The 20,395-nt window shown below is 66.6% G+C and carries 22 protein-coding genes; 15 read left to right on the top strand and 7 right to left on the bottom strand.

All coding sequences use genetic code 11. The features are described 5' to 3' along the window. Positions 1-57 precede the first annotated feature (57 nt). Positions 58-267, top strand: coding sequence for a YMGG-like glycine zipper-containing protein (locus HALXA_RS12485; RefSeq protein ID WP_013880737.1), 210 nt, complete (start codon positions 58-60; stop codon positions 265-267). Positions 268-375: 108 nt separating this feature from the next. Then, positions 376-1,428, top strand: a complete 1,053-nt coding sequence (locus tag HALXA_RS12480) for a S66 family peptidase (RefSeq protein ID WP_013880736.1) — start codon at positions 376-378, stop codon at positions 1,426-1,428. Between the two features lie 66 nt (positions 1,429-1,494). Here the strand turns inward: HALXA_RS12480 and HALXA_RS12475 are convergent, their stop codons facing one another. After that, positions 1,495-1,971 (bottom strand): acyl-CoA thioesterase, encoded by a 477-nt coding sequence (locus HALXA_RS12475; protein WP_013880735.1) that lies wholly within the window; start codon positions 1,969-1,971, stop codon positions 1,495-1,497. Positions 1,972-2,120: 149 nt separating this feature from the next. Between HALXA_RS12475 and HALXA_RS12470 the strand changes: the two genes are divergently transcribed. After that, positions 2,121-3,896 (top strand): TraB/GumN family protein, encoded by a 1,776-nt coding sequence (locus tag HALXA_RS12470; protein WP_013880734.1) that lies wholly within the window; start codon positions 2,121-2,123, stop codon positions 3,894-3,896. Beyond that, positions 3,893-4,519, top strand: coding sequence for a Zn-dependent protease (locus HALXA_RS12465; protein WP_013880733.1), 627 nt, complete (start codon positions 3,893-3,895; stop codon positions 4,517-4,519). Before HALXA_RS12470 ends, HALXA_RS12465 begins: the two co-directional genes overlap by 4 nt. 10 nt (positions 4,520-4,529) lie before the next feature. Here HALXA_RS12465 and HALXA_RS12460 read toward each other — a convergent pair whose 3' ends face one another. From HALXA_RS12460 to HALXA_RS22155, 4 genes are all read right to left on the bottom strand, one after another. Beyond that, complete coding sequence (locus HALXA_RS12460) at positions 4,530-5,429, bottom strand: CehA/McbA family metallohydrolase (protein WP_013880732.1); 900 nt, start codon at positions 5,427-5,429, stop codon at positions 4,530-4,532. Continuing rightward, complete coding sequence (locus HALXA_RS12455; RefSeq protein ID WP_049895302.1) at positions 5,426-6,118, bottom strand: CDP-alcohol phosphatidyltransferase family protein; 693 nt, start codon at positions 6,116-6,118, stop codon at positions 5,426-5,428. Before HALXA_RS12455 ends, HALXA_RS12460 begins: the two co-directional genes overlap by 4 nt. Positions 6,119-6,246: 128 nt before the next feature. Next, positions 6,247-6,837: a GNAT family N-acetyltransferase gene (locus HALXA_RS22160; RefSeq protein ID WP_013880730.1), complete on the bottom strand. Its 591-nt coding sequence runs from the start codon at positions 6,835-6,837 to the stop codon at positions 6,247-6,249. 101 nt (positions 6,838-6,938) lie between these two features. Continuing rightward, positions 6,939-7,526 (bottom strand): metal-dependent hydrolase, encoded by a 588-nt coding sequence (locus HALXA_RS22155; RefSeq protein ID WP_171814673.1) that lies wholly within the window; start codon positions 7,524-7,526, stop codon positions 6,939-6,941. A 217-nt stretch (positions 7,527-7,743) separates the two neighbouring features. Between HALXA_RS22155 and purM the strand changes: the two genes are divergently transcribed. Together purM and HALXA_RS12435 are read left to right on the top strand one after the other, a co-directional pair. Further along, entirely contained in the window at positions 7,744-8,748 is a 1,005-nt protein-coding gene (gene purM / locus HALXA_RS12440) for a phosphoribosylformylglycinamidine cyclo-ligase (protein ID WP_013880728.1), read from the top strand. Between the two features lie 92 nt (positions 8,749-8,840). Further along, the gene (locus HALXA_RS12435) at positions 8,841-9,203 is read left to right on the top strand and encodes a hypothetical protein (RefSeq protein WP_013880727.1); all 363 of its coding nucleotides are present in this window, start codon (positions 8,841-8,843) and stop codon (positions 9,201-9,203) included. 13 nt (positions 9,204-9,216) lie between these two features. On the opposite strand, the gene HALXA_RS12430 is transcribed toward HALXA_RS12435, so the two are convergent. Further along, complete coding sequence (locus tag HALXA_RS12430; protein WP_013880726.1) at positions 9,217-9,756, bottom strand: macro domain-containing protein; 540 nt, start codon at positions 9,754-9,756, stop codon at positions 9,217-9,219. 179 nt (positions 9,757-9,935) lie between these two features. On the opposite strand from HALXA_RS12430, the gene HALXA_RS22150 reads away from it, so the two are divergent. Further along, complete coding sequence (locus HALXA_RS22150; RefSeq protein ID WP_013880725.1) at positions 9,936-10,100, top strand: DUF7331 family protein; 165 nt, start codon at positions 9,936-9,938, stop codon at positions 10,098-10,100. A gap of 237 nt (positions 10,101-10,337) precedes the next feature. Here HALXA_RS22150 and dpsA read toward each other — a convergent pair whose 3' ends face one another. Next, the gene (dpsA, locus tag HALXA_RS12425; protein ID WP_013880724.1) at positions 10,338-10,883 is read right to left on the bottom strand and encodes a DNA starvation/stationary phase protection protein DpsA; all 546 of its coding nucleotides are present in this window, start codon (positions 10,881-10,883) and stop codon (positions 10,338-10,340) included. A gap of 256 nt (positions 10,884-11,139) precedes the next feature. Between dpsA and HALXA_RS12420 the strand changes: the two genes are divergently transcribed. The 8 genes from HALXA_RS12420 (at position 11,140) to HALXA_RS12385 (ending at position 20,386) form a co-directional block, all read left to right on the top strand. Beyond that, complete coding sequence (locus HALXA_RS12420) at positions 11,140-12,333, top strand: YhjD/YihY/BrkB family envelope integrity protein (RefSeq protein ID WP_013880723.1); 1,194 nt, start codon at positions 11,140-11,142, stop codon at positions 12,331-12,333. 169 nt (positions 12,334-12,502) lie between these two features. Continuing rightward, positions 12,503-13,660, top strand: a complete 1,158-nt coding sequence (locus tag HALXA_RS12415) for a metal ABC transporter substrate-binding protein (protein ID WP_013880722.1) — start codon at positions 12,503-12,505, stop codon at positions 13,658-13,660. An 88-nt stretch (positions 13,661-13,748) separates the two neighbouring features. Beyond that, complete coding sequence (locus tag HALXA_RS12410) at positions 13,749-14,507, top strand: metal ABC transporter ATP-binding protein (protein WP_013880721.1); 759 nt, start codon at positions 13,749-13,751, stop codon at positions 14,505-14,507. A gap of 3 nt (positions 14,508-14,510) precedes the next feature. Next, positions 14,511-15,614 carry a metal ABC transporter permease gene (locus HALXA_RS12405; protein WP_083822841.1) on the top strand — a complete coding sequence of 368 codons (1,104 nt, stop codon included), beginning with the start codon at positions 14,511-14,513 and terminating at the stop codon, positions 15,612-15,614. A 242-nt stretch (positions 15,615-15,856) separates the two neighbouring features. After that, on the top strand, positions 15,857-17,962 hold the full coding sequence (locus tag HALXA_RS12400) for an acetate--CoA ligase family protein (protein ID WP_013880719.1): 2,106 nt from the start codon (positions 15,857-15,859) through the stop codon (positions 17,960-17,962). Next, a complete protein-coding gene (locus HALXA_RS12395; RefSeq protein WP_013880718.1) occupies positions 17,955-19,121 on the top strand; it encodes a phosphotransacetylase family protein in 1,167 nt (388 codons plus the stop codon). The genes HALXA_RS12400 and HALXA_RS12395 overlap by 8 nt, the downstream gene beginning before the upstream one ends. Before the next feature lie 126 nt (positions 19,122-19,247). Continuing rightward, the gene (locus tag HALXA_RS12390; RefSeq protein WP_049895462.1) at positions 19,248-19,541 is read left to right on the top strand and encodes a PRC-barrel domain-containing protein; all 294 of its coding nucleotides are present in this window, start codon (positions 19,248-19,250) and stop codon (positions 19,539-19,541) included. 188 nt (positions 19,542-19,729) lie between these two features. Further along, entirely contained in the window at positions 19,730-20,386 is a 657-nt protein-coding gene (locus tag HALXA_RS12385) for a trimeric intracellular cation channel family protein (protein WP_013880716.1), read from the top strand. Positions 20,387-20,395 lie beyond the last annotated feature (9 nt).

Below are 20,395 nucleotides of genomic sequence, written 5' to 3'. Positions count from 1 at the left end.
GGCGTGACTGTAACTCGACCAAACATATTTACCCGTATCAGCCCCTATATACGACACATGAAAGCGAAAATCACGACCGTCGTACGACGCGCGCGATACGCGGCCATCGGCGCCGGTATCGGTGCCGGCATCGGGGCCCTGTTCAGTCGGAACGCGGCGAGTACCGGCGGCGCGATCGGCGGACTCGTCGGCGCACTCGTAGCCGAAACCCGCGACACCGCCGGCGAGTACGTCGAGAAGGCGAAGAATCGAACCGCCGACGAGTAGCGCCGCTAATTCTCCGTCGGCCGCGACGCGAGCCGCGGTACCGTCGGCCGCCGATGGCGCAACATCCAGTTATTTATTCGATACGTCCGTCAGTGGTAGCAGCGACCGATGTCATCGTTCGTCACCCCGCCGCCGCTCGAGCGCGGTAGCAAGATCGCGGTCGTCGCACCGTCTTCGAACCCCACCGACGAGTTCCCCCACGTCTACGACCTCGGCCTCGAGCGGCTGCGCGAGGTGTTCGACCTCGAGCCGGTCGAGTACCCGACCGTCTCGATGGCGCCGGACGCCCTGGCCGACGATCCCGAAGCGCGGGCCCGGGATCTGATCGACGCATTCGCGGACCCCGATATCGACGGCGTTATCGCGCTCATCGGCGGCAACGACCAGATCCGCGTCCTCGAGCACTTAGAGCCCGACGTCCTCCAAGAGAATCCGACCCGGTTCTACGGCTACAGCGACAACACGAACGTCGCGCTGTACCTGTGGAACCTCGGCATCGTTTCCTACTACGGGCCCTGCGTCTTCACCGAACTGGCGATGGACGGTGCGATGTTCGACCACACCGTCGAGTACGCCGAGCGAGCGTTCTTCGAGGAGTCGTTCGGCGAGCTCCGGCCCGCCGATCGGTTCACCGACGAACCGGGCGACTGGGCGGACCCGGACTCGCTCGAGGAGCCCCGCGACACCGAACCCAACCCCGGCTGGCGGTGGGCCGGCGGAGACGACCCCGTGTCGGGGCGTGTCTGGGGCGGCTGTCTCGAGATCCTCAATCAACAGTTCCTCGCCGACCGGTACTTGCCCGACGACAACGTGCTCGACGGGACGGTTCTGGCGATCGAAACGTCGGAGGAACTGCCGGCGCCGTCCTGGGTCGAAGGCGTCCTTCGCGCGCTGGGCGAGCGCGGACTGCTCGAGCGGTTCGCGGGCGTCCTCGTCGGACGCCCGGCGGCACGGTCGCATCTCGAGGATCGACCGGCGGAGCGACGCGAGCAGTATCGGACGCAACAGCGGGAAGCGATCGAAGGGGTGTTCGCCGAGTACAACCCGGCGGCGCCGATCGCCTTCGACGTCGACTTCGGCCACACTTGGCCGACGACGCCGATTCCGATCGGGGGCCGCGTCGAGATCGATCCGAGGGCGGAGACGGTTCGGTTCGAGTGAGATCGAGTTGCGGTCGAGGCGGTTGCGGTCGCGACTGTGGCCGAAGCAGTGGGGCGCGGACCAGTCTCAGTGGTTCCCGTTCTCGTGATTCGGCTCGTGACCGTTCCCGTTCTCCCCCGCGAGCGCCTCCTGCCGTAACCGCTCTTCTTCGTCCGTCGAGACCGTCAGGTCGGGTACTTCCGTCGGTTCGTTGTTCTCGTCGATCGCGACGTAGACGAAGTACGACTCGGTGGTCTTCTCCCGCTCTCGAGTGCGCAGATCCTCGCGCTCGGTGACCAGCCGGACCTTGACGCTCGAGGTGCCGGCGTCGTAGACGTAGGCCGTGATGTAGGCGGTGTCGCCGACCGGGATGGGGCGCTCGAAGTCCATCCGGTTGACGTGGGCGGTGACGCAGGTTTCGCCCGAAAACCGCATCGCGGACATCGCACCCACCTCGTCCATCCACTTCATCACGTTGCCGCCGTGGGCCACGTCGAGCATGTTCGCGTGGTTCGGCTGCACCATCTCGCGGTTCTCGATTACCGTCTCGATGAGATCGGTCATTACCCGTCGTTTCGAAAGCGGACAGGTGAGTCTTACCGTCCCGCTCGAGGCTGCGGTCCCGTTTCCCGCGAGTATGTCGCGCCCTGCGCCGTGCTGACACGACTGTCGAGTCCGATACTGGTAAAAGTCGGGGCCAAGTTTACCCGCTAATGAGCGATGCAGGCGACGCCGACGTGCCGGAGCCCCCGGCGTCCCCCTCCAAAGACGACGAGGGCTCCGTCACCGTCCTCGGGACGGCACACGTCTCGCAGGCGAGCGTCGACGACGTGCACGAAGCGGTCGATCGGGAACGACCCGACGTGGTCGCCGTCGAACTCGACGAAGGACGCTACCGCCAGATGCAGGGCGGCACTCCCGACGACCTCGAGGCGAAGGACCTCCTCTCGGGCAACACCGTCTTCCAGTTCCTGGCCTACTGGATGCTGTCGTACGTCCAGTCGCGGCTCGGCGACCAGTTCGACATCGAACCCGGCGCGGACATGAAAGCCGGGATCGACGCCGCGGAGCGCAACGGCAGCGGCGTCGCGCTGGTCGACCGCGACATTCAGGTGACGATCCAGCGGTTCTGGCAGCGGTTGTCGTTCACCGAGAAGTTGAAGATGGTCGGCGGGCTCGCGCTCGGCGTCACCGATCCCAGAACGATCGGCCTCGCGATCGGGGCCGCCGCCGGCGTCCTCTTCGGCCTCGTCTTCACCATGTTCCTCGCGCCGTACTTCGGCGTGGCCGACCTCCTCATGCTCGGCATCACGGGGTCGACGACGCTCCAGTACGTCGGCGCGGCCGGCGTCGGCGCCCTCCTCGGGCTCGTCGGCGGCTTCCTCTTTCTCCCGTCGCTCGAGCGGCTGGGCCAAGCGGCGGGCGGACTCCTCGATACGTTCGCCGGCCAGTTGGCCGTCAGCGTCCTCGCCGGCACCGCGGCCTGTCTCGCGTTCGTCGCGGCCGGCGTCTCCGTCGGCCCGGTCTCGGCCGCGGCCTTCGAGGGTGCCGGGGTCTACGCGATCCGCGGCACGGTCGGCGTCCTGGCCGGGCTCGGGGTCGGAATCGCCGTCGGCGCCCTGCTCGGCGTCGTCCTCGACGCGGTCAGCGGCGACGTCGAGGAGGTCGACGAGATCGACATCGAGGAGATGACCGACGGCGACGTCGTTTCGGCGATGATGGAGGAGTTCCGCCAGTTCAGCCCCGGCGGAGCCAACGCCCTGATCGACGAGCGCGACGCCTACATCGCGCACAACCTCCACGAGCTCCGCGAGCAGGGGTACGACGTGCTGGCCATCGTCGGCGCCGGACACAAGGCCGGCATCGAACGCTACCTTCAGAACCCCGAGACGCTTCCCGCGAAGGAGTCGCTGACCGGGACGGCCTCGAGCAGCCGCTTCTCGCCGGCGAAGCTCGTCGGCTACCTCCTGACGTTCGGGTTCGTCGCGTTCTTCTTCCTGCTGGTGATGGCGGGCGTCCAGAACGCCTTCCTGCTCAAGCTGTTCGCGGCGTGGTTCCTGTTCAACGGGACCTTCGCGTTCGCGCTGGCCCGACTCGCCGGCGCGCGCTGGACCAGCGCCGGCGTCGGCGGGCTGGTCGCCTGGCTGACGAGCATCAATCCGCTGCTCGCGCCGGGCTGGTTCACCGGCTACGTCGAACTCAAACACCGGCCGGTCAACGTCCGGGACATCCAGACGCTAAACGAGATCGTCGACGACACCGAGCGACCGATCGGGCAGGCGCTCGAGGATATGTTCGACGTGCCGCTGTTCCGCCTGATCATGATCGTCGCGCTGACGAACGTCGGGAGCATCATCGCCAGCGTGCTCTTCCCGCTGATCGTGCTCCCCTGGCTGGCCCCCGACATCGGCGGCGTCGACGCGCTGATGGGCGAACTCGTCCGCGGCGCCGAGAACAGCCTCGCGTTGCTCCGGGAGGTGCTGACGTGAGCACGCCGCCGCGGTCCGGTCGCCGGTCGGAGCCCGAGTTGACCTTCAGCGACCAGGAACTGTTCGACCTCGGGGTCGCCTGGCTGGCGCTGAGCCTCGCGTTCGCCCTGCTGCGAACGCCGATCCGGACGAACGCCATCGACGTGGTCTACCTCGCGACGATGACAGGGCTGAGTCTGGTGACCGTCGGCGTCGCCTTCCTGCTGCACGAACTGGCCCACAAGGTCGTCGCCGTCGAGTACGGCCAGATCGCGGAGTTCCGCGCGGACTACCAGATGCTGTTTCTAGCGCTGATGAGCGCGCTGGCCGGCTTCCTCTTCGCCGCGCCGGGCGCCGTCTACCACCGCGGGCAGATCACCCAGCGCGAGAACGCGATCATCGCGCTCGCCGGCCCGATTACGAACCTCCTGCTGGCCCTGCTGTTCTTCCCGCTGGTGCTGTTCCCCGGCGTCGTCGGCACGATCGGGCAGATGGGGCTCTGGATCAACCTCTTCCTGGCCGCGTTCAACATGATCCCGTTCGGCCCGCTGGACGGGCGATCGGTCCTCGAGTGGAACAAGGGCGTCTTCGCGCTCGTGTTCGTGCCGAGCCTCGCGCTCGCGGTCGCCGTGATCTTCCTGTAGCGGTCGCGGATTACTCGACGTTTCCAGTTCTCAACCGGCCGATACCGGTTCGGACGCCGGTCCGAAACTTGACGGAGACGTTCTGTGCGTACTTGCGAACGCAGCTCGTCGGCGAGGCGAGCCCGCCGCGCACGGTCGTCCGGCCGTCGGCGATCGCCTCGAGGATACGACCACGATCGATCGCGGTCGGATCGCCGTCCGGTACCGCTGCCGACTCGAGGTGAACGTCGGTCACCGCCCGCCCGACCAGACGGGCGGTGTGTGCGTCGCTCCCCGCGACGCCGGCGAATCCGCGGTTTTCGGCGAACCGGGCAGCCTGCCGGTTGCGGACGCCGGTGACGCACATCGCGTTGTGGACTTCGATACCGTCGCAATCCTCGATAACGTCGGCCGGGACGCCGTGGCGGCTCCGCCGGAACGGGTGTGGAACGATCGCAATGGCGCCCTGCGAGCGGATCTCCGTGACCGTCTCGCTGAACGGACGGCCCGGTTCCGGGCGAGTCTCCACGCCGAGCGCGAGGACGTGTCCGTCCCGCGTCGACACCTCGACGCCGGGGATCGCGAACAGGCCGTATTCGGGGGCGATCGTCGCGGCCGCCAGCGACTGCTCGATCGCGTCGTGATCGGTGACACAGATCCCGTCGAGGCCGGCGTCGGCGGCGCGCTCGAGGACGTCCACGAGCGGCGTGTCGCAGTCGTAGGACTCCGCCGTGTGGACGTGGAGATCGAGCGAGACGGTCGCGGTGGGGGTACGGTGTGACTCCAGTTCCGATTCCGAATTCGGTTTCGCATTCGGTGTCGATTTCGAACCCGCTCGAGTCTCGCCCGTCCGCACTCCGCCGACGCGTTCCTGCCCGTCCGAACTATCCGCTCCGCACGGTCGAGTTCGCTGCGCTCCCGCTCGAGTCATAGGTACCCGAACTCGAGCGCGAGACAGACGACCGCCGCGGCGATCCCGCCGATCGCGACCAGCGCGTGGCCGACGTCGGTCTTGTAGCAGCGGTAGTCCGAGATCATCAACGGCGAGAGGCCGACGACGACCGGTGCGGCGGCCCAGCCGATCCAGCCGGGGCCGAACTGCGCGAGCAGGTAGGCGAGGACGACGACGACGTTGACGTGGACGACCGTGATCCCGCGGTAGTAGCTCCCGTTGTCGTCGGAGCCGAACCCTTCGTCGACGTGGCGAACCAGCCGCAGGCCGCCGAAGGCGACGATCGCGAAGCCGACGACCGCGCTGACGACGACGTTCGGCGCGAGCGCGACGTGGTAGAGCAAGGCGCCGGTCACCAGGTAGGTGAAGACGTCGATGAACGAGTCGATCTCGAGGCCGTAGTCGGAGCCGTAGCCGCGTCTGGCCAGCGCCCCGTCGAGTTTGTCGAAGAGGAAGGCGCCGAACATGGCGACGACGCCCCAGTTCGGGTCCCCGGAGACGATCAGCAGCGTGGCGGCCCAGGCGAACAGCAGCGACGCGAGGCTGCAGTAGTCCGCGAGGCTCATGGCCCGGACGAACGCGTTGTCCGAGAACCCGACCGATTCGGTCGACCGCGCGTGCCAGTCCCGGATCCGTCCCCACCCGATCGGCGGTTCGCTGTCACTCATGGCAGGCATCTAGGCCATCGGGAAGCGACGGGATAAATTTATTCGACGTAGTCTATATAGACAAATATACCGCCACGGTGGCGAATCAAACCCTTCGTAGCGACCGGTCGAATGCCTCCAATCCGCCGCTACGACGGCGAGCGCCAGCGCTTCGAGAACGGTCCGAGGCGAACGTACCGAAACCGCGACTCCGGAACGAATCCGTGGCCCTCGAACAGCCGGCGGGACGGCAGGTTGTCGTCCGCGATCAGCGCGTACAGCTCTACAGGCCCCCACCGATCGCGAACCGCGTCCATCGCCCCTGCGAGTAGTTTTGAACCGAATCCCCGATTCCGGTAGTCGGGGTCGACGTAGAGCCGCCAGACGTACGCGCCGTCGATCGACAGCCGCGCCTCGAGTTCGTGGACGTCGGTTTCGTCGCGGTTCAGGAAGACCTGTCCCACTACGTCGCCCTCGAGGCGGCCGAGGACGAGCAGGTCGGCGTCGCTGGCCTCGTCGGGCTTGTACGGCACGTCGGCGTCGACACCTGCAGGGGACTCGTGGACGGTGAACTCGAGGCGCGAAGACTCGTCGTCGTTCGCGGCGAACGGCTCGTCCGATTCGGCGGGCCGCCGGTACAACTCGAGGGAAGCGAACTGCAGTCCGCGGCCGCTCACGCGGTCGTAGATCGCGCGGCCGACGGGGTTGCGGGTCAGTTTCCAGAGTGGGAGACGGTTCACTCGGCTGTCACCTCGGGCATCGCCTCGAGGTTGGGCCGCCGTCCCTTTGAAGCTACCCCGGCGCCGCGGTCGTAGTCGTGGTCGCGATCGAACGGCCCGAACTAGGATCGGGAGTGAGACAGCGACGCGTTCGCGTAGGAGACGAGGTCCGGAATCCGCTTGCGAACGAGCGTGAACGCGGCCGAAAATGCGAGCGTCCCCAGCAGCAGACGATCGATCGCCGGCGTCGTCGCCGCGGCGCGGATCGCAACCGTGCCGCAGACCGCGGCCAGTAGGAAATCCTCGGGCGCGCCGGCGTATCGCACCCACCGCTTCGGTCGGTGCCAGCGTCCGAGCGCGTGGTTGTAGACGGCTTCGTTCGAGGTTCGCTTCCAGGGTTCCGGTTCGACGCCGCCGCCGAAGACGTCGATCGCCGAGTGCAGCGCCGCGGAGACGAGGAACGCCAGTAGGCCGAGCGCGAGACCGCCGGTCGCGCCGCTCGCGAGGAGTCCGCCGCCGACGAGCGCGGTCGCGACCGGCAGGCAGACCGGGAAGTGCAGCGTCTTGCGGTGGGCCGCCCCCATATCGAGATCGGGGACGATCCCGCCGACGAACGCCGCCAGGAGGACCCCCGCCGTCGGAGCGGCGCCGACTTCGGGGAAGACGAGCGCCACGAGCGCGACGCCCATCAGCGCGTGAGTCGTGGCCATCATGGTCGGTGACAGCGTACCCCTCCGATTCGGATACGGAAATATCTTTAGCCGTATTTGCCGCTATCCAGCGGTCAGTAGCTCTCGGTAGCCGTTCCTGCTCGAGGTGCGTCGGACTCGAGTCGCGGGTCCCGACGGCATCGGTGTCGGATCGCCGCTGCCGGACTGGGGACCGGGGACCGGTGATCTTTTGCTCACCCCGAGAGGTCGTTCACACATGACTGACCCAGCGGACGACGGGAGCGCGGCTGCGGACGAGGAGCGACTCACCTACGCCGATACCGGCGTCGACATCGAAGCCAGCGAGGACGCGACCGCGGCCCTCCTCGAGGCCTTCGGCAGCGATCTCCGAACGGAGTACGCCGGCCTGATCGACATCGGCGACCGCTATCTGGCACTCGCCACGGACGGCGTCGGCACCAAACTCCTCGTGGCCGAAGCGATCGAGGACTACTCGACGATCGGTATCGACTGCATCGCGATGAACGTCAACGACCTCGTGGCAGCGGGCGTCGAACCCGTCGCGTTCGTCGACTACCTCGCGATCGACGAACCCGACGAGGACCTCACCAACGAGATCGGCGAGGGACTCGCGGTGGGCCTCGAGGAGGCCGATCTGACGATGCTCGGCGGCGAGACGGCCGTCATGCCCGAAGTGGTAAAGGGATTCGACCTCGCGGGGACCTGCGCCGGGCTGGCTGGGAAGGACGAGGTACTCGAGGGCGAAGCCGCGGTCGGCGACGCGCTGGTCGGCTTCCCCTCCAATGGCATCCACTCGAACGGGCTCACGCTCGCCCGCGAGGCGGTCACGCGCGACCACGAGTACACCGACGAGTTCCCCCTCGATCCCGAGCGGACCATCGGCGAGGAACTGCTACGGCCGACCCGGATCTACACCGACCTGCTCGAGCCGATGCACGAGCACGACGTTCGCGCGGCCGCCCACGTTACGGGCGGCGGCTGGACGAACCTCCTGCGGATGGGCGAGCGCGAGTACGTGATCGACGACCCGCTGCCGGCCCAGCCGGTCTTCGAGTTCGTGCAGGCGGAGGGCAACGTGACCGACGAGGAGATGCACTGCACGTTCAACATGGGGACCGGGTTCGTCGTCGCGCTGCCCGAGGATCGAGCCGACGACCTCGTCGCCGAAACCGACGGACGGGTCATCGGCCGCGTCGAGGACGGAAATTCGGTCGAAATTCGCGGACTCTCGCTCGAGTAATCCGTTCGATTTCGATTCGGGCTCGCGGGGCCTGTTGTGATCGCGCTACAGTTTATGTACCAAAACGGCTGTAAAGGGGGTCGTGTCTACCGATGGATAAGCGTCAGTTTCTCGCGTCGATCGCGGTGACCGCAGTAGGGATGACCGCCGGGTGTCTTGCCGCTGTCGACCGGCTGGGCGACGACGGCGATGTTGTCCTGTCGACGAGCCTCTCTGGAGACGAGAGCGAAACGTTCGAAACCGGGGAGGCGACCGAATACGAAGTCACCCTCACGCCCGAGGGCAGCCGGGCCAAATTCGGGATACGGCAAGAGACGACTGCGCCCACGAGCCTGAGTTCATACGCGGCGACCGACGGCGAATCGACGTTCGGCCTCGAACTCAATTCCGAAGCAACCTACGAGGTTACGGCACTCGGCGGCACGTTCGATATCACGATCCGCGATCGGTCGTAGTTCGGAGCACCGTTTATCGATCCGACTCGCTCTCCTCGGCCGTCTCCGACTGCTCGGCTTTGTCCGTCGCGGCGCGGACCGTATCGTACTCCTCGTCGCTGTAGGCGATAAAACGGACGTCCTCGAGCACGTTCGGCTCGTACTCCCGGATTTCCTCGCCGATGATTTCGGCGCCCTCGGCGAGGTCGAACCCGGCGACGCCGCAGCCAAGCGCCGGGAGTACGACCGATCGGCAACGCAGGTCGTCGGCCTGCTCGAGCGCGTTCCGGGTCGCGTCGCGGACGCTCTCCGCGGTCGCCTGTCCGTCCCCGTAGTGGGGCATCGCCGCGGCGTGGATGACGTACTCGGCGTCCAGGTCGTACGCGTCGGTGACGGCGACCTCGCCCAGATCGACCGGTCCCGTCTCCATCGCTTCCTCGTTGATCTCCTCGCCCGCACCGCGTCGGAGCGCGCCGGCGACGCCCGAGCCCATCCGGAGACTCGTGCCCGCGGCGTTGACGAGCGCGTCTGCGGACCGGTTCGCGATGTCGCCCCGGATGACGTCGAACTCCATAGTTGTCGGTACGCCCCCGAGGGGATTGAAAGTAGGCCACGCGAGTTCGGTCCGAGCGCTCGGTGTTCCGATTTGGATCGCCCTCGCCGAAATTACTGAGCGGCGGGCGAACCTCACAGTTCCAGAGAACTTAGGCCGACCAAAACCTTTTTAGAATTAGGCCAACCTAACTCAGCGTGATGGACGTACCCGCTCGCAGGCAGGATCCCGAGACCGAAGAACCCGAGGAGCCGGCGGCGGTCGTGACCAGTCACGAGACCCGCCCCGGCAAGGTCGTCTTTACCGAACGCGACAACTCCGACGGCTGGATCGCGACCGATCTAGCCGTCGACCTCGAGCCCTGAACGAGCCGTTCTGGTCGTTCGAGGGGTGAACGCGACGGTTGAAAGCGGGTTCCCGACCGGAATCAGGATCGGAACGACGGACTGAAACGGCGTTTGCAGCCCGGCGCATCGGCACACAACCGCGTTCTCTCCGCTTCTCCTCCTCGATACTGAGTGTTCGGCGGCGTCCACTAGTGAAAAACGAGTCGGTCTGCCGTCGCTAGACGCGGTCCGCCAGGATTCCGGCTGCAGCCGGCCTTACTTCGTCGCCTCTTCGAGGACCAACGTGTCGTCCTCGAGGTAGTGTTCGAAGTGGTGGCCGTCCTCCTCGAGGTCGACGAGGATCTCACGGAGGAGCTCGGAGGTCGCGTGGTCGCCGAGGTTCTCGGCGAGTTCGATGCTGTCGCGCATCGACTCGATGATGTCCCCGTAGATCTCGAGGTCGTTCCGGAACATCGTCCGGACGTCGTAGACGTCTTCGCCCTCGAACTCGACGGTGGCGCGCTTCTCGAGGTTCGTCGGGCCGGAGACGGGGACGCCGCCCAGCGCCTGGGCGCGCTCGGCGATCTCGTCGGCGCCCTCCTCGACGTGTTCGTAGGCCTCCTCGAGGAACTCGTGCAGCGGGAGGAACTCGGCGCCTTCGACGACCCAGTGGTGTTTCTTGAGCTGGTGGTACAGCACGTAGGCGTTGGCCAGTTCCGTGTTCAGCGCGTCGACGATCTGCTCGGCCTTCTCCTGCTCGAGACGGAGCTCGTTCTCCTCGACGGTATCGGCGGACTGACGGACGGTCTTCTGGGTGCTCATCGTATTCAATACATCGTCCGCGAGCCACTTAAAGTTTATCCAGTCAAAAACAATTGTTCCGACTTCGCAAAGAACTATTTCGAGATAAGGCGACTATATTTTTGGTAGGCCTAACTCTCGAGGGCCTGCTGACCAGTGGGGCGATCCCTCGTCGTGCGGGTGACGAGTAGCGGAGAGGACGCGTTCCAGGCCGAAAAAAACGCACGACGAACGTGCAAGCCGGCAGCCTATCGTCGTCCGTCGCCGTTCGTCTTCCATGGGCCCCGATATCGGGCGATCCGTCTCGTTCGGCAAGACGGTCTTCGCCGGCTTTCAACAGAAGAACGTCACGTTCATGGCCGCGAGCATCGCCTACCAGGCGTTCATCTCGCTGTTGCCGCTGCTGGTGCTCGTGTTCTTCCTCGTCACGATCGTCGGCGGCGACCAGTTCGCCACCGAGGTCACCGCCGCGACGGAGGGCTTTCTCCCCGAGAGCGGCCAACTGATCGTCGAGAACGCGATCGAGGATTCGCCCGCGTCGGCGGGGTCGTCGATCATCGGCCTCGTCGTGCTCCTGTGGGGGGCGCTGAAGATCTTTCGCGGACTGGATACGGCCTTCTCCGAGATCTACGAGACGACGGCGGAGAGCTCGCTCATCGACCAGCTCCGCGACGGACTGATCGTCTTCGGCGCGCTCGGCGGCGCGCTGCTCGCCGCGGTCGCGGCGAGCATCGTCCTCGCGTTCTTCCCGGCGATTCCGTTCATCAGCCTGCTCCAGCCGATCCTGCTCGCGATCGTGCTCACGGTCGCCTTCCTTCCGATGTACTACTACTTCCCCGACGCCGACGTCTCCGCCCGCGAGGTGCTGCCGGGCGCCGCCGTCGCCGCCGTCGGCTGGACGGCCCTCCAGTCGCTGTTCCAGGTCTACGTCTCCTTCGCGGGCAGTTCGGAGAGCGCGGGCCCGCTCGGCGCGATCCTGCTGTTGCTCACGTGGCTCTACTTCGGCGGGCTCATCCTGCTGCTCGGCGGCGTGGTCAACGCGGTCAGCGCGGGCCGACTCGAGCCCGACGCGGACGCGGCCGAAGACGAAGACGCCGCGGACGAGACGGACGCGGTCGACGAGTTCGAGACGATCCCCGAATCGAAACGGCCGCCGATGATCGACGATGCCCGGCGGGAGCGCGAGCACCTGACCGCGCAACTCGGGACCGTCTCCCGCGAGCGCGACCAACTCCAACACGATCTCGAGGCGCAGCGCAGCCGCCGCTACCGGCTCGAGGACCGCGTCGGCGAACTCGACTCGCGAATCGACGCTCTCGAAGCGACGAACCGCGACCTCGAGAGCGAGAACGAACGCCTTCGGCGAGAACTCGAGCAAGAGCGCCAACAGGAGCCCGAGTGGCGACGACGACTTCGGGAGGGACTGTCCCACGTTCGGACGCTTCGGATCGGAGTTATCGAGCGCGAGTAAGCTAACCCGTGTGCGCTCGAGAGCAATGAGTAGCTGCGTCTTTTTCGACGCCGCCGCCGTGCAGCGATTGCCGGTTCGGTTACTAGCAGAACGCTCTCAGCTGCCACCAGTTATTAACAACAAGGTTTGGTATAACAAATCTTTTATGCTCGAGTGCGTATGCTGGCGTATGAACCTGTCACGCCGTTCGGTGCTGCACGCCGGCGCGGGGTCGCTCGCACTCTCCTCGCTTGCCGGTCTCGCCGGCTGTCTGAGCGAACCCGACGCCGATACCGGTCCCGAGGGGGGCTACGCGGCGTTTTTCGCCCTCCAGGACTGGAGCGAGCACGTCGCCGGCGATCAGCTGTCGTTCGAAAACCCGGTCGAGGCGGGCCAGATCGGTCACGGCTGGGAGCCCCAGGGGGATCTCACCGCCGACATCGCGGACTCGGAGGTCTTCGTCTACCTCGATTCGCCCGAGTTCGCCTGGGCGCAGGACGTCGCGTCACAACTCGAGACCGATTACGACCACGTCACGCTGATCGACGGTATGGACGGGATCGAGGACGAGTTGCTGGCGTTCGACGAGGCGCACGATCACGACCACGGGAGCGAAGACGACCACGATCACGAGGGCGACCACGCACACGAGGACGAGGAGGAGCACGACCACGAGACCAACGATAGCACGGAAAGCCACGACGAGCACGAGGGTCACGACGACCATGCGGACCACGAAGACGAGCACGACCACGATCACAACCACGAGGACGAAACCGACGACGCGGAGTTCCACGACCCTCACGTCTGGGTCGATCCCGTGCTCGCGCAGGACGTCGTCGGGACGATCGCGGACGGACTCGCCGAAGCCGATCCCGACAACGAGGACACCTACAGAGAGAACGCGGACGCGTACGCACAACGGCTCGCGGACGTCGACGACCAACTCGAGTCGCTCGTCGCCGAGGCCGACCGCGACGTCGCCGTCCTCGCCGGCCACGACTCCTTCCGGTACATCGAGGAACGATACGGCTTCGAGTTGCACACGCCGGTCGACGTCTCGCCGAACGCGGAGGTCACCGCGGGACAGCTCGCGGATACGATCGACCTCATCGACGAGCACGAGATCGAGACGATCCTGTACGATCCGTTCGAGACGACCGACGGGGACGAGCTCCCCCAGCAAGTCACGCACCTCCTCGAGAACAGCTACGCCGAGTCGGCCGAGCCGATCAGCCCGCTCGCGGGGACCACCGCCGAGTGGAACGACCGCGGCTGGGGCTGGCTCGAGCAGATGACGGAACTGAACCTGCCCGCACTCCGGGCGGCGCTGGGGGTTGGAGAATGAACCGTCGCCGAAACGGCACCGGAACCGACGCCGACCGGGAAGTGGAAGACCGAAGTACCCGCACCCCTGAGAGGTAGGTGAGACTACAGTGACAGCGAACGCGGATCCGGACCCGGTCGTGGCGCTGGAAAACGTCTCGTTCGCCTACGGCGAGCAACTCGCCGTCGACGACGTGAGCCTGACCGTCGAGGCGGGCGATTTCCTCGGACTGATCGGTCCCAACGGCTCCGGCAAGACGACCCTGCTGCGGCTCATGCTCGGGCTGCTCAGTCCCGACAGCGGTTCGGTCGAACTGTTCGGCCGGCCGGTCGACGACTTCGAGCGCGGCGAGCGCATCGGCTACGTCTCCCAGCAGGCGACCAGCGGCGGCGGCACCATGCCCGTCACCGTCCGGGAGTGCGTCCGGATGGGCCGATTCGCCCACGTCGGCCACTCGCGGCTGACCGACGAGGACCGAGCGATCGCCGACGAGGCGCTCGAGACGGTCGGCATTACCGACCTCGCGGACCAGCAACTCAACCAGCTCTCGGGCGGCCAGCGCCAGCGCGCCTACATCGCGCGGGCCCTCGCCTCTGAGGCCGACCTGCTCGCGTTAGACGAACCGACGGTCGGGGTCGACGCCGAGTCGCGGGACGCGTTCTACCAGTTGCTCGAGTCGCTCAATCGGGACGGGATCACGATTATCCTGATCGAGCACGACATCGGCGTCGTCACCGATCGAGCGGATCGTATCGCCTGTATCAACACGGAACTGTACCACCACGGCGACACGGAGTCGTTCGTCGAGAGCGACGCCTTGCGCGAGGCCTACGGGGCGACGGGCACGGTCGTCCACCACCACCACTGACCGATGAGCAGGGACGAACGCACGACGACGGGACCGATGGACGGAGAGACGCACGCGCACTCGCGCAGCGACGGCGCCGCTATCCGACAGCTCGAGCCGCGCCGCGGGATCGAACTCGCGGGGCTCGGCCTCGTCGCGGCCCTCGCGGCCGCGATGGTCGGGTTCGTGGCGCTCGACTGGCTTCGACACGTCCTCTCGCCGGCCGCGCTCCTGTTCGAGCAGTTCCTCATCGTCGGGATGTGGCTCGACTACTACCTGGGGACGAACGTCTTCCAGCACGCGTTCATGTGGCGCCAGATCGCGACGGGCGTCTGCATCGGCATCGTCGCGCCGCTGGTCGGTACCTACCTCGTCCACCGGCAGATGGCGCTGATCGGGGAGACGCTCGCCCACACGGCGTTCGCGGGCGTCGCGGTCGGCCTCATATTCACCGGACTAACCGGCTGGAGCGGCTCCTTGCTATGGATCGCGCTCGTCGTGGGCGTCCTCGGCGCGCTCGCAGTGCAGTGGCTCACCGAGCACACGACGGCGTTCGGCGACGTTCCCATCGCGATTATGCTGACCGGCAGTTTCGCCGTCGGAACGCTGTTGATCAGCTGGGGCCGTTCGTCCATGTCGATCGCGATCGACATCGAGGGGTACCTCTTCGGGAACCTCTCGGTCGTCACGGCCGACGGCGCGCGCATGATGGCGATCCTCAGCGTCGCCGTCGTCGCCGTCGTCGCCGCGACCTACAAGCAGTTGCTTTTTATCACGTTCGACGAGCAAGCGGCCCGCGTCGCTCGGCTCAACGTGCGCTGGTACAACACCCTGCTGATCGTGATGACCGCGGTCGTCGTCGTCGGCGCGATGCAGGTGTTGGGCGTGATCCTCGTCGCCGGGATGCTCGTGATCCCCGTCGCGACGGCCTCCCAGATCGCGCGCAGCTTCCGCGAGACGCTGTACTGTTCGATCCTGTTCGGCCAGTGTGCGATACTCGGCGGCTTCGCGCTCGCGCTCGGGCTGGATCTTCCCTCCGGCGGCTCGATCATCGTGGTCGCTATCCTGTTCTACCTGTGTTCGATCGCCCTCTCGGATCGGTCGGCGGCCGCGATTTCGATGCACTGACGCCCTCGAACTGACGCTCTCACACTATTGTCCTCGAATCCGTCCAGCGCCGACAATCATAGAGTAGACCACCACGTCACGAACGAATTCGGCGCCGACCTGCTCCTCTGAGTGGGTGCTATTCTGTCTCATCCGGGATCGGGCGAAAACGGCTATTTCAGTGCATCTATCAGGAGGATTTCGTCCCTACGGCGCGGGAATGAGAACGGGGTTTAACTCCGTCCGGAGTGAACTCTCGACCGATGGGACGATTATCCGAACTCTTCAGACCCGAGACCGTGGGCGTGGTCGGCGCCACCGACCGCGAGGGTGCAGTCGGTCGGGCGATCCTCGAGAACCTGCAGTCGGACTTCGAGGGCGAGATCGTCCCGATCAATCCCAAGCGCGACGAGGTACTCGGGCTCGAGTGTTACGAGGACGTAGCGAGCGCGCCGCCGATCGATCTGGGGGTGGTTGTCGTGCCGCCACCGGTGGTGCTCGAAACGGTTCGGGAACTCAGCGAGGCGGGGACGAAAAACGTCGTAGTCATCACGGCCGGGTTCTCCGAGACCGGCGGCGAAGGAGCCAAGCGCGAGCGCGAACTCCGCGAGATCGCCGCCGAGTACGACCTGAACGTCGTCGGGCCGAACAGCCTGGGTATCATGTCGACGCCGATCGGCATGAACGCCACCTTCGGCCCCGAGAACGCCCGCGAGGGGTCGATCTCGTTCATGAGCCAGTCGGGCGCGTTCATCACCGCCGTCTTAGACTGGGCCAACGAGGAGGGGATCGGCTTCAAGGACGTCGTCTCCGTGGGGAACAAGTCCGTCCTCGACGAGACCGACTTCGTCGAGGAGTGGGGCGACGACCCCGACACGGACGTCATCATCGGCTACCTCGAGGACATCGACGACGGCCAGGAGTTCGTCCGGACGGCCCGCGAGGTAACCGACGATACGCCGATCGTCCTCGTGAAGTCGGGCCGCACCGACGCCGGCGCGCAGGCCGCCTCTTCCCACACCGGCGCCATTGCGGGGAGCGAACGGGCCTACGAGGCCGGCCTCGAGCAGGCGGGCGTGATCCGCGCCGAGTCGGTACAGGAACTGTTCGACTACGCCCGGGCGCTCTCGGGCCTGCCGGAACCCGATTCTGACGGCGTCGCCGTCATCACCAACGCCGGCGGCCCGGGCGTGCTGACGACCGACGCGGTCGGGGATTCGACCCTCGAGATGGCCGACTTCACCGACGAGACGATCGACGAACTCGCCGAGGCGATGCCGGAGGAGGCCAACGTCTACAACCCGATCGACGCCATCGGGGACGCGGACGTCGACCGGTTCGGCGAGGCCTTAGAGATCGCACTGGACGATCCGAACGTCGGCAGCGCGGTCGTCGTGGCCGCGCCGACGGCGGTGCTCGAGTACGACGACCTCGCCGAGACGGTCATCGAGAAGCGCGACGAGTACGAGAAGCCGGTCGTCACCAGCCTGATGGGCGGCGCCCGCGCCCGCGCGGCCGAGGAGGTCCTGCGGGCGTTCGGCATCCCGAACTACTTCGACCCCTCGCGCGCGGTCGCGGGCCTCGACGGACTGGCGCGCTACCGCGACGTGCGCGAGCGGACGGTCGACGAACCGGCGCAGTTCGACGTCGACCGCGAGCGCGCCCGCAAGATCTTAGCACGGGCGGCCGACCGCGACGACAACCGGCTCGGCGTCGAGTCGATGGATCTGCTCGAAGCCTACGGCATTCCCACGCCCGCGGGCGACATCGTCGACGACCCGGACCGCGCCCGCGAGGTGGCCGAGTCGATCGACGGCGACGTCGTGATGAAGATCGTCAGCCCGGACATCACCCACAAGTCCGACATCGGCGGGGTGAAAGTCGGTGTCGGCGACGAGGACGTCTACGACGCCTACGAGGATCTGGTCTCCCGAGCGCGCAACTACCAGCCCGACGCGACGATCATCGGCGTCCAAGTCCAGGAGATGCTCGACGTCGGCGAGTCGACCGAGACCATCGTCGGGATGAACCGCGATCCGCAGTTCGGCCCGCTGCTGTTGTTCGGGCTCGGCGGTATCTTCGTCGAGACCTTAGAGGACACGTCGGTTCGGGTCGCCCCGATCGGCGAGGACGAGGCGCGCGACATGATCGACGAGATCCAGGCGGCGCCGCTGTTGCGCGGCGCTCGCGGCCGCGAACCGGCCGACGTCGACGCGATCGTCGAGACGGTCCAGCGACTCTCGCAACTGGTGACGGACTTCCCGTCGATCCTCGAACTCGACGTGAACCCGCTCGTGGCGGGCCCCGACGGCGTACAGGCGATCGACCTGCGACTCACCGTGGACACGGAGGAACTCAACGATGACTGATACCGATAACCCGGACACTGACACCGACACCGATACCGACAGCGACACGGCCACCGAGACGACCGACAGCACCGCCGCGACCGACACCGGCACGGACACGATCCTCGTCAGTTCGCTCGAGGAGAGCGTCGGAAAGACGGCGATCACGCTGGCGCTGGCCCGCCTCGCGCAAGCCGAGGGCGAGGGCGTCGGCTACATGAAACCGAAGGGGACGCGCCTCGAGAGCAACGTCGGCAAGACCTTAGACGAGGATCCGATGCTCGCGCGGGAACTGCTCGACCTCGACGCGGAGATGCACGACTTAGAGCCGGTCGTCTACTCGCCGACCTTTATCGAGCAGGCGATCCGCGGCCGCGAGGATCCCGACGAACTCCGCGAGCGCGTCGGCGAGGCGTTCGATTCACTCGCGGCGGACACCGACCGCATGTTCGTCGAGGGTGGCGGCGAGTACGAGGTCGGCGGCATCGTCGACCTCACCGACGTCGACGTCGCGGAGCTGCTCGACGCGCGCGTGCTGCTCGTCGCTCCCTACAAACAGCCCGGCGACGTCGACGACGTCCTCGCCGCCGCCGACGCCTTCGGCGACCGCTTCGCCGGCGTCGTCTTCAACGACGTCCCCGACGCCGCCTACGACCAGCTCGAGACCGACGTCGTCCCCTTCCTCGAGGGCCGGGACGTGCCCGTCTTCGGCGTGCTCCCGAGCGAGCGGACGCTCGCGGGTGTGACGATCGAGGACCTCGCGAGCGAACTCGGCGCGTCGGTGCTCGTCGAAAACGGCGACGATTCCTTCGTCGAGCGGTTCTCGGTCGGTGCGATGGGCGCCGACAGCGCCCTGCGGCGCTTCCGCCGGACGAAAAACGCCGCCGTCATCACCGGCGGCGACCGCGCCGAGATTCACACGGCCGCGCTCGAGGCGCCCGGCGTCCGCTGTCTGATCCTCACCGGCGGCCACCGACCGTCGGGAGCGGTTCTCGGCCAGGCCGCCGAGAAGGGGGTCCCGGTCCTGTCGGTTCAGACGGACACGCTCACGACCGTCGAGCGCGCGGAGGACGTCGTCCGCAGCGGCCGCACGCAGGACGCAGAAACCGTCGAACTCATGCAGGAACTGCTCACCGACCACGCGGCCGTCGACTCGATCCTCGGCCTCGAGTCGAACTGACGTCGGCCGCCGTTCTTCTGCACGCGGAGTAATTTTTGTACTCGTCCGCGACTGTTCGTCTCGAGCGACTGCCACGTCTGACCAACAATTAAGAGTCCGCCCCGCATGGGGCAAGACATGGTAGAGATAGACGACACTCCCCAGGAGATCACCTCGATCGTCGGCCGCGAGGTGTACTCGAACGGCGGCGTTTTCGTCGGCGAAATCGAAGACCTGCAGCTGAACATCGACGGGCAGGTAGTCACCGGGCTCGCACTCGGCAACCTCAACTCGGAACTGTTCACCGAAGAAGCGCGCTCGGGACAGGGCGTCATCGTTCCCTACCGGTGGGTCCGGTCCGTCGGCGACGTCGTGCTGGTCAACGAGGTCGTCGAGCGCGTCCGCGAACCCGACGAGGAAGAAGACGAGCTGCTGGCCTGAGTTTCGATTCGCGATACCGGATTCTCGAGTCGATTTCGCCTCCGATCAGCGCGGGTTGCTCCGAGCCGACCTCCGGTCTGCTGTTTCTCGCTGTCTCGAGTCCGCGGCGGTAGTCGAGCGGTACCGCTTCCGTTTCGTCCTGTCTCGTGACGGTGCCCTCAAGACGGCACCCCGCGTAGGCGCCGCTAATGGCTTCGGAGCTCCTCAGGGCACTGTTCGGCGACCCCTTCGCCGCGATGAACACGATCGGACTGGTCGCGTTCGCCCTCGTCGGCTCGACGAAGGCGATCCGCGAGGAGTTCGACCTGTTCGGCATCGCCGTCGTCGGACTGACGATGGCGTTCGCCGGCGGCGCGACGCGGGATCTGCTCGTGACGCGCGTTCCGCTGGCGTTGCAGTCGCCGCTCGAGATCGCGCTGGGCCTGCTCGGCGTCGGATTGGCGATCGCACTGAACATCGTCTTTTCGTCGGTAGACTCCCATCCCATCACGCTCGTTTCCGACGCGATCGGGCTCGCCGCCTTCGCGACGACCGGCGCGATCGTCGCGACCGAGGCGAACGTCTCGGCGTTCGGCGTCGTCACCGTCGCGACGATCAACGCGGTCGGGGGCGGCGCGTTCGCGGACATCCTGCTGGACCGGTCCCCGTTCATCCTCTTCGAGGACTTTTACGCGAGTTGCGCGGTGTTGGGCGGCAGCGCGTACTGGGTAGCGACCGCCCTCGGCGCGACCGGCAGTATCGCCGCCGCGGCGTGTGCGACGGTGACCGTCGGCACGCGGCTGGTGGCGGTGACCTACGACTGGCGGCTGCCGACGGTACAGAACGCGAAATTCACGAACAGATAGCAACCGGCA

Source organism: Halopiger xanaduensis SH-6 (genome assembly GCF_000217715.1).
Lineage (GTDB): Archaea > Halobacteriota > Halobacteria > Halobacteriales > Natrialbaceae > Halopiger > Halopiger xanaduensis.
This window is presented reverse-complemented; position numbering and strand designations above follow the sequence as displayed.

Bases quoted from the DNA above. Each gene is read 5' to 3' on its own strand.
- purM (WP_013880728.1), top strand. From the start codon at position 7,744: ATGACTGACCCAGCGGACGACGGGAGCGCGGCTGCGGACGAGGAGCGA.
- HALXA_RS12430 (WP_013880726.1), bottom strand. From the start codon at position 9,756: ATGGAGTTCGACGTCATCCGGGGCGACATCGCGAACCGGTCCGCAGAC.
- HALXA_RS12420 (WP_013880723.1), top strand. From the start codon at position 11,140: ATGGGCCCCGATATCGGGCGATCCGTCTCGTTCGGCAAGACGGTCTTC.
- HALXA_RS12480 (WP_013880736.1), top strand. From the start codon at position 376: ATGTCATCGTTCGTCACCCCGCCGCCGCTCGAGCGCGGTAGCAAGATC.
- HALXA_RS12470 (WP_013880734.1), top strand. From the start codon at position 2,121: ATGAGCGATGCAGGCGACGCCGACGTGCCGGAGCCCCCGGCGTCCCCC.
- dpsA (WP_013880724.1), bottom strand. From the start codon at position 10,883: ATGAGCACCCAGAAGACCGTCCGTCAGTCCGCCGATACCGTCGAGGAG.
- HALXA_RS12485 (WP_013880737.1), top strand. From the start codon at position 58: ATGAAAGCGAAAATCACGACCGTCGTACGACGCGCGCGATACGCGGCC.
- HALXA_RS12435 (WP_013880727.1), top strand. From the start codon at position 8,841: ATGGATAAGCGTCAGTTTCTCGCGTCGATCGCGGTGACCGCAGTAGGG.
- HALXA_RS12455 (WP_049895302.1), bottom strand. From the start codon at position 6,118: ATGAGTGACAGCGAACCGCCGATCGGGTGGGGACGGATCCGGGACTGG.
- HALXA_RS12460 (WP_013880732.1), bottom strand. From the start codon at position 5,429: ATGACTCGAGCGGGAGCGCAGCGAACTCGACCGTGCGGAGCGGATAGT.
- HALXA_RS22150 (WP_013880725.1), top strand. From the start codon at position 9,936: ATGGACGTACCCGCTCGCAGGCAGGATCCCGAGACCGAAGAACCCGAG.
- HALXA_RS12405 (WP_083822841.1), top strand. From the start codon at position 14,511: ATGAGCAGGGACGAACGCACGACGACGGGACCGATGGACGGAGAGACG.
- HALXA_RS12395 (WP_013880718.1), top strand. From the start codon at position 17,955: ATGACTGATACCGATAACCCGGACACTGACACCGACACCGATACCGAC.
- HALXA_RS12385 (WP_013880716.1), top strand. From the start codon at position 19,730: ATGGCTTCGGAGCTCCTCAGGGCACTGTTCGGCGACCCCTTCGCCGCG.
- HALXA_RS22155 (WP_171814673.1), bottom strand. From the start codon at position 7,526: ATGGCCACGACTCACGCGCTGATGGGCGTCGCGCTCGTGGCGCTCGTC.
- HALXA_RS12415 (WP_013880722.1), top strand. From the start codon at position 12,503: ATGAACCTGTCACGCCGTTCGGTGCTGCACGCCGGCGCGGGGTCGCTC.
- HALXA_RS12400 (WP_013880719.1), top strand. From the start codon at position 15,857: ATGGGACGATTATCCGAACTCTTCAGACCCGAGACCGTGGGCGTGGTC.
- HALXA_RS12475 (WP_013880735.1), bottom strand. From the start codon at position 1,971: ATGACCGATCTCATCGAGACGGTAATCGAGAACCGCGAGATGGTGCAG.